Source organism: Paenibacillus pasadenensis, assembly GCF_002864175.1.
GTDB lineage: Bacteria > Bacillota > Bacilli > Paenibacillales > Paenibacillaceae > Paenibacillus_O > Paenibacillus_O pasadenensis.
The window spans coordinates 677951-693925 of sequence record NZ_NFEZ01000003.1 but is presented as its reverse complement, the minus strand read 5'-3'; the positions used below and the strand labels follow the sequence as shown (position 1 = coordinate 693925).

Here is a 15975-nt window from a genome sequence, read left to right as displayed (position 1 = left end):
GCGAGGGCTGCCCGGCTCGGAGCGAAACGAGCCCATCCGGACCGAAACGAACGCGAGAAATCAGGAGGTACGACAACGATGAATTCCATGATGATGATGAACGAATACAGGATGCAGGACGATCGGCTGAGCCAAGGCTTTGCCGCCAGCCAGGCGGGGCCGGGGGAGCTGGAGGAGCTTGAGCTGACGCTGGCCGAGATGCGCCAATATGTCGAGCGCTACCCGGAGGACGAGACGGGGGTGCTGCATCTGCAGCAGTTCGAGCGCAAGCGCGCGGCGCTCGCCGGCGAGCTGGAGCTGCTCGATGCGGCGATCCTCGCCTGCTCGATCGGCGGCGCGGAGACGGCCGGCTCGCTGCAGGTCTAGACGATGAGCGAAATTGCCAACTCCCAGTCCCGCCCGAAGCGCCGGCGCAGCACCAAGGCGGCGATGTGGATCGGCGCCTCGCTGCTCCTGCTGGCTGCGGCCGGACTGATCGCGCTGAAGGCGCTGAGCTACGGTCCCGCTGCCGAGGCCGAGGAAGCGCTGCGGGCAGCCGACGTCGAGGTCGAGCAAACCGACTCCTTCATCGCCTTTGTCCCGACGGGCGATCGCAAGAGCCCGTCCGTCCTGCTGTATCCCGGAGCGCTTGTCGATGAGCGCAGCTACGCGCCGCTGGCGCTTGAGCTCTCCCGCCGAGGCTACCCGGCCTATCTCATCCGCATGCCGCTCGACCTCGCCGTGCTGGGAGGGAGCCGCGCCGACGGGGTGCTGGACTCGGCCCGGGACGGGAGCTTTGTCATCGGCGGCCATTCCCTCGGCGGCGTGATGGCGGCCCGATATGCGGCGGAGCATCCGGACCGGCTGGCGGGCGTGTTTTTCCTCGCCTCCTACCCCGACCCCAAGGGCGACCTGAACGGAAGCGGCCTGAAGGCTCTGTCCGTGTTCGCGACGAACGACGAGGTGATGGACCGCGGCGATTGGGGCCAGGCGAAGCGCTGGCTGCCGCCGGACACGGCGTACGTGCCGATCGAGGGCGGCAATCATGCCGGCTTCGGCGCTTACGGCGAGCAGCGGGGCGACGGCAAGTCGACTCTCCCTGCAGGCGCGCAGGCGCGTCACACCGCCGAAGCGATGGCCGCGTGGCTGGAAAGCCTGCCGTGAAAGCGGTCCTCCCGCAAGGCGCATGGCGCAGAGGAATGGAAGCAGCAAACGAGACGAAGCCGCAGGAAGCGGCTTCGTCTCGTTTGCGTTGCATCATTTTCTTGACGGCGCGGCTCGCCTGGCGGAGAAGCTTCGTTGCGGCCTGGCCGGTTCGCTTGTCGTCTCCGTGCTGGCTTGCAAGCCAGCAGCCGGAATGATGCCAACGAGCAGCTGAACTGCTGCCGGCAAGCAGCCGGAATAATGCCAATGAGCAGCTTGAACTGCTGCCGGCTGACGGCATTCCGCGGCAACGATCCCTGGTGCGCTTAGAGCCCCATATTCCGCCTTCATGATCGACTAACGACGCGTCATACGCTTAAACCGCTCCGACGCCCCCATTTCGCTCATTTTTTTCGTCTTTTTAACGGCTAAGCCCGCCACGCGTCGTTAGGCATGGAAATGGCGTCATTTCAACCTGCTAACGATCTGATTCGTCGTCAGCTCCCTGGCTTCGGCAAGAGAATTGCTTCGGCCGCTCGAGCCGCCGCTGAATCGTTCCAGATGGACGATGCCGATTCCGTCTAGAGCCGGTCGGCTTGCCCATTTGCGGCCATTTCCATTCCACGATCTAGAAATACGTCCGGCATCTGCAAAAGGATGTCCTGGAAGCGCTTCCCTGAACCGAGTAGACTGGGCTTGGCGCATCTCGCATATGCGACCATCCCAAGGAGGAATCGATCATGATCAAACGCCTCGCCCTGATGGCCCTCGCCTGCTTCCTCGCCGTCACGCTGGTGCTGCCGCTCGGCGCCGAGCGCGCGCATGCCGCCCCGGTCTCGACCTTCTTCAACGTCATCAAGCAGGACGGAGCCGATCCATGGATGTACAAGCATACGGACGGCTACTACTATTACACGCAGACGACGGGCGGCAACATCACGCTGTCCCGCTCCAGGACGCTCAGCGGCATCGACGCCGGCGAGAGCGCCGTCGTCTGGACGCCGCCCGCAGGCACGATGTACAGCTCCAACCTATGGGCGCCCGAGCTGCACTATCTCGACGGCAAATGGTACGTCTACTTCGCCGCCGACAACGGCAGCAACGAGAACCATCGCATGTACGTCCTGGAGAACGCCAGCGCCAATCCGATGACCGGCAGCTGGACGCTCAAGGGCAAGATCAGCGACGCGACCGACCGCTGGGCGATCGACGGCACCGTGCTGACCGTCGGCGGCAGCCGCTACTTCCTCTGGTCGGGCTGGGAGGGAACGGTCAACGACAAGCAGCATCTGTACATCGCGCAGATGAGCAACCCGTGGACGATCAGCAGCGCGCGCACGCGCATCGCCACGCCGACGTACAGCTGGGAGACGAACACGACGCCGCAGGTCAACGAAGGCCCGCAGGTCATCGTGCGCGGCAGCACGATCAGCCTCGTCTACTCGGCGAGCGGCAGCTGGACCGACGGCTACTGCCTCGGCCTCATCACCGCCGGCACGTCCGCGAACCTGCTGAACGCTTCGTCCTGGACGAAAAAGAGCACGCCGATCTTCGCCAGCGCGAACGGCATCTACGGCCCCGGCCACCACAGCTTCACCAAGTCCCCGGACGGCGCCGAGGACTGGATCGTCTACCACTCCGCCCGCTGGCAGGGCGCCGGCTGGACGCGCCAGGTGCGCGCGCAGAAGTTCGGCTGGAACGCCGACAATACGCCGAACCTCGGCTCCCCGCCGCGCCGAATGCGCCGATCGCCGTTCCGTCCGGCGAGCCGTCCCGCGAGCGCTATGAGGCGGAGAACGCCGCGCTCGGAGGCGGCGCGGCGGCGACCAACGAGGCCAGCGCCTCCGGCGGCCGCAAGGTCGGCTACATCGATACGGCGGCGAGCTACGTGCAGTTCACGGTCAGCGCTCCTGCGGCCGGCTGGTACGTGCTCGCAGCGCGCACCGGCAACGGCACGAGCGGCCAGCCGTGGGCGATCCACGGGCTGTCGGTGAACGGCGGAGCGGCCTCGAACTTCTATGTCGCCTACTCCGGCTGGAACAACTGGGGGACGTCCACGGCCAAGGTCTATCTGAACGCCGGCTCGAACACGGTGCGCTTCACCCGCGTCAGCAACTACGCCGAGATCGACAGCCTGGATCTGTTCCCGAGCCTCTGACCGAAGCCGGCAGCCTCGAGGGATGCCGGCGCAGCGTCTTGTTTTTGGAACGACTCCATCGGAGTCCATCGAAAGATGAGGGTCAAGCCAAAATGGAGCGGACATTCTGAAGCACGCTCTTGAAAAAGTCCGATTCCGGCGCCGCGTTCCCGACGACCTTGATCTTCCTTTTCCGAACGTCAAGGCTCTTGAATTGATCGGTCAGGACAACTCCGGAAAACGCCAGGCCTTCCGGAATCGGCACTTCAAACGCATAGTCTTTGGCTTGATTGGTGATGGGACATACAACGGCAAAGCCGGTAAGCTCGTTGAACAAAGCTTCCGACAAGACAAGGGCGGGGCGGCGGCCTGCCTGCTCTCTGCCTGCCTGCGGATCAAAATCGAGCCAGACGAGATCGCCGCGTGCGGGAAAGGTCAAATGAGCTCGTCTCCTTCGATTCCCAAGTCGATCTCCTCATGCCGCGAGGAATCCGGCTTGATTTTCGAGAGCAGCATGTTCAGATGCTCCCGCAATTGTTCGTTCGCATCCGTCTGATTCAGCGGACGCAGCAAGATGCAATTATCTTCCGTCAGCACGGCTTCCATTTCCGCGCCTTCGACCAGATTCATCCTCTTGAGAAACTGGTTCGGAATTCGGATGCCGCTGCTGTTGCCCCAACGGCTGAGCGTTACCGTCGTCATAAGGACCCTATCCCTTCGTATTTGATGGCTCAATTATATCGCCCTCCTCCCAATTTGTATATCCACAGGATATACATATAAGCGGGTTTAGATTCCTCTTTCCGAAGACAGGACCTGTAAAAATGTCCACTTCATCTGTAGAAGCGCCATTTTTCAAAGCGTCTCCTTCCCTTACGATAAGGCTATCCAACGAGCCTCGCTCGTGGAAGACCGACATAAAAGGGGAGTATCTCGGATGAGCAAACGCAACCGGAAAAAAGCCTCGATCCTCGCCATGACGCTGATGGTGCCGCTTCTGGCCACCGCCTGCTCGGGCAACGGAAACGGAAATGGAAACGGCAGCGGCAGCGCGGCCGAAAATCAGTCCTCCGGAGGAGGAAGCGGCAAAGCGACGGAAATTCTGTTCTGGTCTCCTTTCTCCGGCTCGGACGGCCCGTTCATGAAAAAGATCGTGGACCAATACAACAGCTCGCAGGACGCCTACAAGGTGAAATTCGTCATCCAGCCGAACGGCGAGTACTACAAGCAGCTCGACGTCGCGCTCAGCACCGGCAAGGAGCGGCCCGACCTGATGATCATGCACGTCGACTCCGTGCCGACGTACCAGAGCAAGGACCAGCTGCAGCCGGTCGACGACCTGGCGTCCCAGGCCGGCATCAACGCCGCGGACTTCGCCGAGGCGCCGATCAAGTACGCGACGATCGACAGCAAGCTGTACACGATCCCGCTCGACATCCACCCGGCCGTCATGTACTACAACAAGGATCTGTTCGAGCAAGCCGGCATCTCCGCTCCGCCGACGAACCGCGCCGAGTTCGACGCCGCCGTCGAGAAGCTGACGAACAAGGACAAAGGCGTGTACGGCTACGTCGTGCCGACGCTGTGGCCGCAGCAGTTCATCTTCCCTTCGCTTGTCTGGCAGAACGGCGGCGAGCTGTGGAACGGCTCCGACGTGGCGTACAACTCGCCGGAGGCGGTCGAGATGGTGCAATGGCTGCGGGATATGGTCGAGAAGGGCATCTCCCCGGGCAACGTGCAGCAGGACGGAGAGAACACGCTGTTCCTCCAGGGCAAAAACGCGATCCAGTTCAACGGTCCGTGGATGAAGTCGCAGTTCGACGAAGCCGGCCTGAACTACGGCGTCGCCGTCATGCCGCAGATCGGCAAGGCGAAAAAAGCGGTCTACGCCGGCTCGCACGGCTTCGTCGTGCCGAAGGCGGTCACGGATGCGGATAAGCTCGCCGCGATCGGCGACTTCCTCAAGTTCGTCTCCGGCGACTCGCTCGCTTGGGCGGAGTCCGGCCAGGCGGTCGCTTCCAACAAGGTGCTGGAATCGCCGGAGTTCAAGGCGCTGGAGTTCCAGAGCACGGTCGCCGGCAGCTTCGCCGACGTGCAGTTCGCGCCGAACGTGCTCAACTGGGGCACGATCGTCGAGCCGCTGTGGGGCGAGCTGAGCAACGCGATCCTCGGCAAGAAGCCGGCCCAGCAGGCGATGGACGACGCGGTCGCCAAGTCCCGCCAGGCGATGAAATAATCCGGCTTGCCGGGAAGCGAAAGCGGAAGGACGGCAGAGCGGGCTGTGCGCTCTCTCGTCCTTCTTTCCTTCTCGCCCGCCCGCTGCCCATGAAAGGAAGGACCCATCCATGAAATGGACCTCGCGGCTCACCTCGTTCCTGTTCGTGCTGCCCTATCTGGCCTGCTTCGGCCTGTTCCTGCTGTTCCCGATCCTGTACGGGGTCGTCATCAGCCTCCAGGACTTCGAGCTGCTCTCGAGCGAGCATGCGTTCGTCGGCCTGAGCAACTATATCTCCATCCTCACGCCGGGCACGTACGAGAACAGCCTGTTTTTCCGCGGCCTGTGGACGACGGCGCAGTTCGTCCTCTACTCGGTGCCGCTGCTCATCTTCGTCGCGCTCGCCCTGGCCATGCTGCTGAACGCGCTGCCGGCGCGCGTGCGCGGGCTGTTCCGCACGTTCTACTTCCTGCCGTACGCGCTCTCGGCGTCGGTCATGGCCGTCATCTGGCTCATGATGCTCGATACGAACGCCGGCTTCATCAACAGCCTGCTCGCGCGGCTCGGCTTCGCCGGCATTCCGTGGCTCACCGACACGCCGTGGGCGTGGGTGTCGCTGATCGGAGCGACGATCTGGTGGACGATCGGCTTCAACATGATCATTTTCATCAACGCGCTCAACGAGGTGCCGGAGGAGCAGTACGAGGCGGCCTCGATCGACGGGGCGGGCGCCTGGTCGAAGTTCGTCTCCGTGACGCTGCCGACGATCCGTCCGGTCATGCTGTTCGTCATGATCACCTCGACGATCGCCTCGTTCAACATCTACGCGCAGCCGTTCCTGCTGACGCGCGGAGGGCCGGGCGACACGACGCGCGTGCTGCTCATCAACGTGCTCGACCAGGCGTTCGCGCGCAAGGACGTCGGCTCGGCGTCGGCGATGGCGATCCTGATGGCGCTGCTCATCATGGCCGTGTCCGTCGTGCAGTTCAAGCTCACCAACCGAAAGGAGAAGGCTTAGATGACGACTTCGAAACGGAACCAGGCGATCCTTCTCCTGCTGGCCGCGATCATCGCCGCGGTCATGGTGCTGCCGCTGATCTGGATGCTCTCGACCGGCTTCAAGAACGACTTCGAGGCGCTGTCCGGACGGATGGACTTCCTGCCGCGCAAGCCGACGCTCGACAACTTCCGGCAAGGGCTCGGCGGCGAGCTGATGAACACGCCGGTGCTGCGCTGGATCGCCAACTCGCTGTCCGTCGGCGCCATCGGCACGGCGATCGTGCTGGTCATCGACTCGATGGCCGCCTTCGCGCTGGCGCGCCTGACCGACCTGCCGCTGCGCCGGCTGCTGCTGCCGATGTTCATCGCCTCGCTGATGATTCCGGGCGTGCTGACGTTCCTGCCGATGTACATGGAGTTCAACGCGCTCGGCCTCATCAACACGTATCCTGCGCTCATCCTGCCGGCGACGGCGGGCGCGTTCGGCGTGTTCCTGCTGTACCAGTTCTTCCTCTCGTTCCCCAAGGAGATCGAGGAGGCCGGCCGCATCGACGGCGTCAACAAATGGCAGCTGTACGCCCGCATCCTCATGCCGTCGGCCGTGCCGATCCTGGTGACGCTCGGCATCTTCACGTTCATGGGCATCTACAACGACTTCGTCTGGCCGCTCTACGCCACGACGTCGCCGGAGATGCGCACGATTACGGCCGGCATCGCGATGATGGCGACGGGCAGCTACACGCAGAGCTACGGCAAGCTGATGGCGATGACGACGGTCGCCGCGCTTCCGGTCGTGCTCATTTTCATCCTCGGGCAGAAGTCGTTCGTCCGCGCGATTACGAGCAGCGGCGTCAAATAAGGCAGCTTAGAAGGAGAACGAGGCGATGCGGCTGAAAAGGAATCGAGGGACGGCGACGCTGCTGGCGGCGCTGCTCCTGCTTTTGATCGCGGGAGGAGGCTATTGGATGTGGAGCAAGCAAGGACATCCGGATGAGACGGATGCGTCGTACGCCGGACACGGCGGCACGTTCAAGAACACGCTGGCCGAGATCGACACGCCGGACCCGAGCGTCGTCCATCACGGCGGATTCTACTACATGACGTTCACCCATGGCGGCACGGACATCATGGTCATGAAGTCGCGCACGCTCGACTTCCGCTCCGCCGAGCGCAAGGTCGTCTGGCATCCGCCGGTCGGCACCGCCTATTCGGCGAACCTGTGGGCGCCGGAAATCCAGCATGTGCGCGGAAAATGGCTGATCTACTTCGCGGCCGACGACGGCGACAACGCCAACCACCGCATGTACGCGCTCGAAGCGGCGACGGACGACCCGATGGGCGAATACGCCTTCAAGGGCAAGATCGCGGACGACACGGACAAGTGGGCGATCGACGGGCTCGTCATGGAGCATGAGGAGCGGCTGTACTTCATCTGGTCGGGCTGGGAGGGCGACGTCAACGAAGCCCAGAACACGTACATCGCTCCGATGAGCGATCCGCTCACGATCAGCGGGCCGCGCGTGCTGCTGAGCCGTCCCGACCTGGACTGGGAAAAGGCCGGCGGACCGCCGTACATCAACGAAGGGCAGTCGGTGCTGCGCCGGGACGGACGCGTCCATATCGTCTATTCCGGCGCCGGCAGCTGGACGCCGTACTACAGCATCGGCGCGCTCTCGCTGCGCGAGGGCGGCGATCCGCTGCGGGCGGAGGACTGGAGCAAGCATCCCGAGCCGCTGCTCGCGCCGGACGCGGAGGCCGGCGTGTACGGGCCGGGGCACAACTCGTTCGCGGCGTCGCCGGACGGGACGGAGACGTGGATCGTCTACCACGCGACGAGCGGCGAGTCCGACGGCTGGGCGAACCGCAAGGCGCGCGCCGCCAAGGTCGGCTGGACCGCGGACGGCCTGCCGGACTTCGGTCCGCCGCAGCCGCTGGAGGCGGCGATCGAGGCGCCGTCCGGCATGGGCGTCCTGCGGGCGGAGGACGCGCGGCCGGACGGCGAGGAGCTTGTGTTCAGCGACGTCGTCTCCACCGTCGAGACGGTCGTGCCGGTGCTGCTCCACTACCGGATGGCGGAGGGCGGCGCGGGACGCATCTCGCTGAGCTCCTCCGCCGGCAAGGCCGAGACGGCGGAGCTGGAGCCGACCGCGACGGGAGCAGTCGGCTATGCCTACGCCGAGCTGAAGCTGCCGGAGGGCGGCGGCGAGCTGCGGGCGCGGGCGAGCGGCGGAGCGGAGCTGCTGGCGCTGGAGCTGCCGCGCTTCGAGGCGGAATGGGGCGAGATGCTCGGCGGCGCGGAGGAGAACGAGAACGTGTTCGCCTCGCGCGGCGCTGCCGCGCTGCTGCATGAGGCCGGCGCCGGCGTGCGGCTGCCGAACGTGCGCGTGCCGAAGTCCGGCACGTACACGGTGTCCGTGGCCGTGCTGAACCCGGCGGACGGCTCCAAGCTGGAGATATCCGCAGGCGGCGCGAAGCGGACGCTCGACATCGAGCCGCAGCAGCGGGGCGAGCTGCGGATGTACGAGGCGGAGCTGAAGCTGCCTGCCGGCGCGAGCGCCATCGAGCTGACGGCGCGGGCCGGCAGCCTGCGCGTCGACTTTGCCGACATCTGGATTCGTCCCGGCGGTTGACGGCAGCCGCCTTGCCGGAGGAAACTTAAGGCGACAACGATGAAGCGGCAGGGGGATGGCGCATGAGAAGCGGCGGACAGCTCGGCAGGAGCGGCGGACGGCACGGATGGAAGCGCGAGGGCGGCAGCATGGACTGCGAAGCCGGAAAGGCGCGGCGGAGCGGAGCGCGCGCCGCCGGAGACGGCGGCAGGAGCGCCTGGAAAGGCAGCGGCGGCTGGAGAGGCTGGAAAGGCAGCGGCGGCTGGAGAGGCTGGATCGGCCGGAGAGGCTGGCGGCGGCTCGGATGGGCCGCAGCGGCGGCGGCGCTGCTCGCGGCGGGCTGCTCCGGGGCGGCCGAGCCGCAGCCCGATCCGGGCCCGGCGGTCGAGCCGATCGTGCTCGAGTACTGGACGCCGTTCAGCGGCGGCGACAACATTTTCATGACGGATATCGTGGAAGCGTTCAACTCGGAGCATCCGGACATCCGCGTCGAGCAGATCAACTCGCGGCTGGACGACTACTACTCCCGCCTGCGCACGGCGATTCTCGCCGGCAACGCGCCGGATCTGGCGATCGTGCATGCGACGAACCTGCCGCAGTTCGTGCAGAACGGCTACATCGAGCGGCTGGACGAGCCGGCGGCCGCGGCGGGGCTGGACTGGAGCCAGTTCAACGCCAACATCGTCGAATCGACGCTCTACGAGCAGGCCCACTATGCGGTGCCGCTCGACACGCATGCGCTCGTGCTGTACGCCAACCAGGCGCATCTGCGTCGCGCCGGGCTGCTCGGCGACGACGGCAAGCCGCTGCTGGAGCCGGGCAAGGAGGGCTTCCTCCGCTTCCTGGAGCGGCTCAAGGCGAGCAGTCCGCCCGGCGTCGCTCCGCTCGCGCTGCCGAGCACGCGCATCGACTCCGTATGGCTGTGGTGGAGCCTGTACAACCAGATGGACGGCGGCGGCGCGTTCTACAGCGCGGACGGCGGCAAGGCGGTGTTCGACAATCCGCAGGCGCTCGAGGCGCTGGAGCTCGTCGACAGCCTGTACCGCAAGGAGCTCATCCCGTCCGGCATCAACGACGCGTTCCAGCTGTTCCACGACGGCGACGCGGCGCTGCTCGTCACCGGCATGTGGGGCACGGGCGCGTTCGAGCAGGCGCCGGGACTGGAGCTGTCGGTCGTGCCGTTCCCCGTGCTGTACGACCATGCCGCCGTCTGGGGCGACACGCATACGCTGGCGCTGCCGGCCAAGGCCGGCTTGACGCCGGAGAAGCGGGCGGCGGCGCTGACGTTCGCCAAGTGGGCGGTCGAGCACGGCGACCTGTGGGCCAAGGCCGGCCATGTGCCGAGCTCGAGCCAGGTCGTGGCGAGCGAGGCGTACGCGCGGCTCAAGTTCCGCAGCGACTATGCGGAGGTGGCCAACGACGTCGCCTACTGGCCGCGCCAGGTGAAGCAGTGGAGCATGATCGAGCTGCTCATCAAGGAGTGGGAGCGGATGATCTACCGGCAGCAGACGCCGGCCGAGGCGCTGCGGCGGGCGCAGGCGGCGGTCGACGCGGCGCTGGCCAAGTAGCGGGCGAAGGAGAGAGGCAGCATGAAGGCATTCGGCATCTGGTTCCGCAGCCTCGAGCTCGCGCGCAAGCTCATCCTCATCAACGCCGTGTTCATCGTCCTGCCGCTCGGGCTGATGGGCGGCTTCGCCTTCGCCCGCTTCTCGGAGACGACGGAGGCCAAGGTCGGCGAATCGCAGCTGCAGGCGATCAAGCAGATGACGCTGAACATCGACACCTATATGAACGAGCTGAACCGGCTGACGGTCATGCCGTACCAGTATCCCAAGGTGACGGCGTTCCTGGAGTCCAAGCGGACGCCGGGGCAGCCGCTCACGCTCGAGGAGATCAGCGAGCTCAACAATTTCGTGACGCAGGTGTTCCTGAACGGACGGGTCGACATCCTCGGGGTGTCGCTCTACGGCCGCGACGGCGCCTCCTATGTCGTCCTGCCGGAGAGCCAGTACGTGACGACCTACAAGCTCGACGAAAGCGTCGCCTGGCTCGACCGCTTCGAGGGCCATTACGGCGAGCCGGTATTCGTGCCGACGCATGATGTGCGCTCGACCGGCGGCATCGTCTACCAGGCGTTCTCGATCGCGCGCGAGCTGCGCAGCTTCGACAGCGGCCGCACGCTCGGCCATATCGTCATCGACGTCGACCCCAAGTTCATCCGCGAGATCCTCTCCAAGGTGAAGCTCGACGCGGAGGAGTCGCTGTACATCGCCGACGACGAGGGAAAGCTCGTCATCCGCAAAGGCGGGGGCGGGGCGGCAGCCGCTCCGCTCGACCTCGCCGGAGCGGGAGCGTCGCTTGTCGCCGGAGGCGACGGGCTGAGCCAGGTCGAGGAGCGGGGCCGCGGCCTGCTCGTCTCCCGCTTCAAGTCGGAGGTGACCGGCTGGACGACGGTCGGCGTCGTGCCGCTCGCGAGCCTGATGAAGGACGTCGACACGCTGCGCACGTTCCTGATCCTGTTCGGCACCGTCTGCGTCGGCCTCGCGCTGCTGCTCTACGTGTTCATCGCGTACCGCGTCACGCAGCCGCTGCGCAAGCTGAGCCGGCTCATGCGGGGCGTCGAGCGCGGCGACCTGAGCCAGCGCTTCCCGGCCGAGGGGCGCGACGAGGTCGGCGCGCTCGGCCAGTCGTTCAACGAAATGACGGCGAAGCTGAGCGAGCTCGGCTACCTGCTCTACGAGACGGAGATCCGCGAGAAGGACGCGCAGATCGCCGCGCTGCAGAGCAAGATCAATCCGCATTTCCTCTACAACACGCTCGGCTCGATCAGCATGTATGCGGAGATCGAGGGCAATCGCGAGATCATCACGATGGCCAACAGCCTCAGCCGCCTGCTGCGCTACAGCCTGAGCGGGCGCAAGGAGCGGGTGACCCTCGGCGACGAGCTCGACCATGTGCGCGGCTACATGAGCATCCAGCAGATGCGCTACGAGGAGCGCATCAAGTTCACGCTGGAGGCCGATCCGGCGCTGCTCGGCTGCGAGGTCATCCCGCTGCTCGTGCAGCCGCTCGTCGAGAACGCGATCAACCACGCGATCGACAAGGGCGCCGGCGAAGGCCGGATCGTCCTGAGCGCCGCGGCCGAAGGGCAGACGCTCGTCATCGCCGTCGCCGACGACGGCATCGGCATGACGGGCGAGGCGCTGGAGGCGCTGCGCGAGCATCTGCGGCATACGCGCGAGCTCGGCGGCAGCTCCGGCAACGGACTGCTGGGCGTCCACCGCCGCCTCGTGCTGCACTATGGAGAGGAGTACGGCCTGCAGCTGGAGAGCATGCCGTACCGGGGCTTCCGCGCCGCGCTGCGGCTGCCGCTGCTGCCGCTCGATACCGGAAAGGAGGAGGATTCGGATGCCGAGCATCCTGATCGTCGATGATGAATCGATCTTCCGCAAAGGGCTCCGCAAAATGATCGGCGGCCTCGGCGAGGACTGGACGGTCGCCGGGGAAGCCTGCGACGGCCATGAGGCGCTGGACCGGCTCGAGGAGCTGGCGCCGGACGTGCTGCTGACGGACATCCGCATGCCGCGGATGGACGGCATCCAGCTGCAGCGGCTCGCCGCCAGCCGCCAGCCCGGCCTGCTGACCGTCGTCGTCAGCGGCTACGACGACTTCTCCTACGCGCAGCAGTCGATGCGCCAAGGGGCCAGGGACTACCTGATGAAGCCGATCGAGCGCGAGGAGCTGGCGCGCGTGCTCGGCCGGCTCGGGGAGGAGCTGCGGACGCGGCGCAGCGCCGAGCGCCGGGCGGAGGCCGGCTGGAAGGCGCAGCCGGAGGTGCGCCGCCATCTCGCCGGCCATCTGGCCGAGGCGCTGCTGGCGGGCCGGATCGGGCCCGGCGAGCTGGAGCTGCTGGAGCAGATGGGAGCGAGCTTCCGCCACCCGTACTTCGTCTGCCTCGTCATCAACCTCGACAAGCATTCGGTCGGCGAGGAGCGCTACCGCAGCGGCGATCCGTCGCTGTTCCAGCTGTACATCCAGCAGTTCGCCCAGGAAATGCTCGACCGCCATGCGGAAGGCATCAGCTTCGTGCTGTCGGAGACGAAGGTCGTCGCGCTCGTGAACCGGCCGACGCCGGAGCCGCTGCGCTCCGGCGCGGACTCGCTGGCGGAAATGATCCGCCGCCAGATCTCGTCGCTGTCGCGGCTGACGGTGACGATCGGCGTCAGCGTGCCGGCCGAGGGGCTGGGCGGCATCCCGCGCGCCTACGGCGAGGCGGAGATCGCCCTGCTGCACCGCCTGATCGCGGGCGGCGACTGCGTGCTCGACTACGCCGAGGTCGGCGGCCGCGGCTCGGCTGCCGGCGAGGCGGCCCGGCGCTCGGCCGACCGGCTGGAGCAGGCGGTGCTGGAGGGAGCGCCGGAGCGCATTGCCGCCGAGGCGGCCCTCTGGGTCGGCGAGCTGTGCGAGGCGGCCCGCTCGCCGGAGGCGATCCACCAGCAGCTGTGCAAGCTGCTGCTGCGCTACTACGAGCTCGCGGAGGAGCTCAGGGCGTCGTCCGCCTGGCTCGGCGGCCAGGACATCGGCAAGCGGCTCGCGGAGGTATGCGCGATCAGCTCGCGCGAGGAGCTGTCCGAGCGGCTGCAGGAGCTGCTCGTCCGGCTCGCGGCGGCGATCGCGCAGGCGCGGGCGCTGCAGGAGCGCGATCCGGTGGCGGCTGCGGCGCGCTACATCGCCGAGCATTACCGGGAGCCGCTGACGCTGCGCGACGTGGCGGAGGCGGTGTACCTGAATCCGGCCTATTTCAGCAATCTGTTCAAGCAGCGCACCGGCGAGACGTTCGTCGAGCATTTGACCGGACTGCGGCTGCGCGAGGCCGAGCGCCGTCTGGCGCTCACCTCCGACAAGATCCAGGCGATCGCCGAGGAGACGGGCTTCGCCCATGTGAGGCATTTCAACCGGGTGTTCAAGAGCCGGACCGGCGCATCGCCGAAGGAATATCGGGAACGCATGAGAGGGAGCGCCGAGGCGCGCTCCCGCTAACACGAGGAGGATTCGCAACATGGCAGAACAACCGCGCGCGGAGCATCCGCGGCCGCAGTTTTACCGCGAGGCATGGATCAATCTGAACGGGGAATGGGAGTTCCAGTTCGACGACGCCGGCGAGGGCGAGAGCCTCGGCTGGCAGCGGGGAGAGACGGAGCTCGGGCGGCGCATCGTCGTGCCGTTCGCGCCGCAGAGCAAGCTCAGCGGCATCGCCGAGCCGGGCTTCCACGACATCGTCTGGTACCGGCGGGAGCTGGAGCTGCCGGAGGCGTTCGCCGGCAAGCGCATCCTGCTGCACTTCGGCGCCGTCGACTACGAGGCGAGCGTCTGGGTGAACGGCGCGCTCGTCGTCCGGCACGAGGGCGGCCATACGCCGTTCCGCGCGGACATCACGGACGCGCTGCGGGCGGCGGGAGACGGGCCGCAGCGGCTCGTCGTGCGGGCGGCCGACTACAGCCGGGACGTGACGCTGCCGCGCGGCAAGCAGTATTGGAAGGAAGACTCGGCCAGCATCTTCTACACCCGCACGACCGGCATCTGGCAGACGGTATGGCTGGAGGCCGTCGAGGCGACGCGGCTCGACCGAATCAAGCTGACGCCCGACATCGACGCCGACCGCATCGAGCTGCGCTCCTGGGTGAAAGGTCCGCTGCCGGACGGGCTGACGCTGCGCGCCGACATCTCGTTCGAGGGCGAGCCGGTGGCGAGCGACACGTTCTCCGTGCGGCGGGGCGAGGAGTCGCGCGCCATCGCGCTCGGCGACTTCAGCGACCACGGCCTCGGCCGCTGGTGGTCGCCGGAGAAGCCACAGCTGTACGATGTCGCGCTGCGGCTCGTGGACGGCGACGGCAAGACGCTCGACGAGGTGCAGAGCTATTTCGGCATGCGCAAGATTTCCGTGGAGAGCGGGCGGCTGTGCCTGAACAACCGGCCGTACTTCATGCGGCTCGTGCTCGACCAGGGCTACTTCCCGGACGGCAACCTGACGCCGCCGAGCGACGAGGCGATCCGCCGCGACGTCGAGCTGACCAAGGACATGGGCTTCAACGGGGCGCGCAAGCATCAGAAGCTGGAGGACCCGCGCTACCTGTACTGGTGCGACCGGCTCGGCCTGCTCGTGTGGGGCGAGGCGGCCAACGCCTACGCCTACTCCGAGGAGTATGTCGGCCGCTTCACGCGGGAGTGGCAGGAGAGCGTCGAGCGCGACTACAACCATCCTTGTCTCGTCGCCTGGGTGCCGCTCAACGAGAGCTGGGGCGTGCCGAACATCGCCGTCGACAAGCGCCAGCAGCAGCATGCGCTGGCGATGTACCATCTGACCAAGTCGCTCGACGCGACGCGGCCGGTCGTCTCCAACGACGGCTGGGAGATGGTGCGCACCGACCTGTTCAACATCCACGACTACGAGTGGCGGCGGGGCGTGCTCGAGCGGCGGTACGCCACGGCGGAGAGCGCCGTCGCCGCCTCGCCGGCCGGCCGCGTGCTGGCGGTCGACGGCTTCCCGTACGAGGGACAGCCGATCCTCGTCACCGAGTTCGGCGGCATCGCCTACAAGAAAAGCGACTGGGAGGGCTGGGGCTACTCCGGCGCGTCGAGCGACGAGGACTTCGCCGAGCGGCTGGACAACGTCATCTCGCCGCTGGCTGGCGGCGTCGTGCAGGGCTGGTGCTACACGCAGCTGACCGACGTCGAGCAGGAGATCAACGGCCTGCTGACGTACGACCGGCAGCCCAAGCTGCCGCTGGAGACGATCCGCGCGATCGTCGAGGGACGGTACGCGCAGGGCTGAGGCGGGGCAGCGGGAATAGGAAGGCAAAAACAGGACGATGCGAGGGACCTCCCTCTGCATC

Annotated in this window: 13 protein-coding genes and 1 pseudogene; 12 read left to right on the top strand and 2 right to left on the bottom strand. The window is 66.5% G+C overall.

The genetic code is table 11. The annotated features are described in order from the left end of the window. The first annotated feature begins 78 nt into the window (after nt 1-78). From B8V81_RS06630 to B8V81_RS25685, 4 genes and pseudogenes are all read left to right on the top strand, one after another. Nucleotides 79-366, top strand: a complete 288-nt coding sequence (locus B8V81_RS06630) for a hypothetical protein (RefSeq protein WP_028599192.1) — start codon at nt 79-81, stop codon at nt 364-366. A 3-nt stretch (nt 367-369) separates the two neighbouring features. Then, complete coding sequence (locus B8V81_RS06625) at nt 370-1143, top strand: alpha/beta fold hydrolase (RefSeq protein WP_101808011.1); 774 nt, start codon at nt 370-372, stop codon at nt 1141-1143. A 719-nt stretch (nt 1144-1862) separates the two neighbouring features. Next, a pseudogene (locus tag B8V81_RS25690) lies at nt 1863-2777 on the top strand (glycoside hydrolase family 43 protein); the annotation flags it as partial. Next, entirely contained in the window at nt 2744-3280 is a 537-nt protein-coding gene (locus tag B8V81_RS25685; RefSeq protein WP_244912741.1) for a carbohydrate-binding protein, read from the top strand. The pseudogene B8V81_RS25690 and the gene B8V81_RS25685, both read left to right, overlap by 34 nt. An 82-nt stretch (nt 3281-3362) precedes the next feature. Here B8V81_RS25685 and B8V81_RS06615 read toward each other — a convergent pair whose 3' ends face one another. Together B8V81_RS06615 and B8V81_RS06610 are read right to left on the bottom strand one after the other, a co-directional pair. Then, a complete protein-coding gene (locus B8V81_RS06615; RefSeq protein ID WP_028599189.1) occupies nt 3363-3698 on the bottom strand; it encodes a type II toxin-antitoxin system PemK/MazF family toxin in 336 nt (111 codons plus the stop codon). Beyond that, a complete protein-coding gene (locus tag B8V81_RS06610; RefSeq protein ID WP_240479028.1) occupies nt 3695-3961 on the bottom strand; it encodes an AbrB/MazE/SpoVT family DNA-binding domain-containing protein in 267 nt (88 codons plus the stop codon). The genes B8V81_RS06615 and B8V81_RS06610 overlap by 4 nt, the downstream gene beginning before the upstream one ends. 235 nt (nt 3962-4196) lie before the next feature. On the opposite strand from B8V81_RS06610, the gene B8V81_RS06605 reads away from it, so the two are divergent. The 8 genes from B8V81_RS06605 (at nt 4197) to B8V81_RS06570 (ending at nt 15914) form a co-directional block, all read left to right on the top strand. Beyond that, nucleotides 4197-5495 (top strand): ABC transporter substrate-binding protein, encoded by a 1299-nt coding sequence (locus B8V81_RS06605; protein ID WP_028599187.1) that lies wholly within the window; start codon nt 4197-4199, stop codon nt 5493-5495. 109 nt (nt 5496-5604) lie between these two features. Then, nucleotides 5605-6492 (top strand): carbohydrate ABC transporter permease, encoded by an 888-nt coding sequence (locus B8V81_RS06600; RefSeq protein ID WP_028599186.1) that lies wholly within the window; start codon nt 5605-5607, stop codon nt 6490-6492. Further along, a complete protein-coding gene (locus tag B8V81_RS06595; protein ID WP_028599185.1) occupies nt 6493-7332 on the top strand; it encodes a carbohydrate ABC transporter permease in 840 nt (279 codons plus the stop codon). It begins immediately after the preceding gene. A 25-nt stretch (nt 7333-7357) separates the two neighbouring features. Further along, a complete protein-coding gene (locus B8V81_RS06590; protein ID WP_028599184.1) occupies nt 7358-9103 on the top strand; it encodes a family 43 glycosylhydrolase in 1746 nt (581 codons plus the stop codon). Nucleotides 9104-9165: 62 nt separating this feature from the next. After that, on the top strand, nt 9166-10650 hold the full coding sequence (locus B8V81_RS06585) for an extracellular solute-binding protein (protein WP_240479027.1): 1485 nt from the start codon (nt 9166-9168) through the stop codon (nt 10648-10650). Between the two features lie 21 nt (nt 10651-10671). Continuing rightward, nucleotides 10672-12516, top strand: a complete 1845-nt coding sequence (locus B8V81_RS06580; RefSeq protein WP_052333309.1) for a cache domain-containing sensor histidine kinase — start codon at nt 10672-10674, stop codon at nt 12514-12516. Next, nucleotides 12491-14122: a response regulator gene (locus B8V81_RS06575; RefSeq protein ID WP_180968388.1), complete on the top strand. Its 1632-nt coding sequence runs from the start codon at nt 12491-12493 to the stop codon at nt 14120-14122. Before B8V81_RS06580 ends, B8V81_RS06575 begins: the two co-directional genes overlap by 26 nt. A gap of 19 nt (nt 14123-14141) precedes the next feature. Further along, a complete protein-coding gene (locus tag B8V81_RS06570; RefSeq protein ID WP_101808009.1) occupies nt 14142-15914 on the top strand; it encodes a glycoside hydrolase family 2 protein in 1773 nt (590 codons plus the stop codon). Nucleotides 15915-15975: the final 61 nt, after the last annotated feature.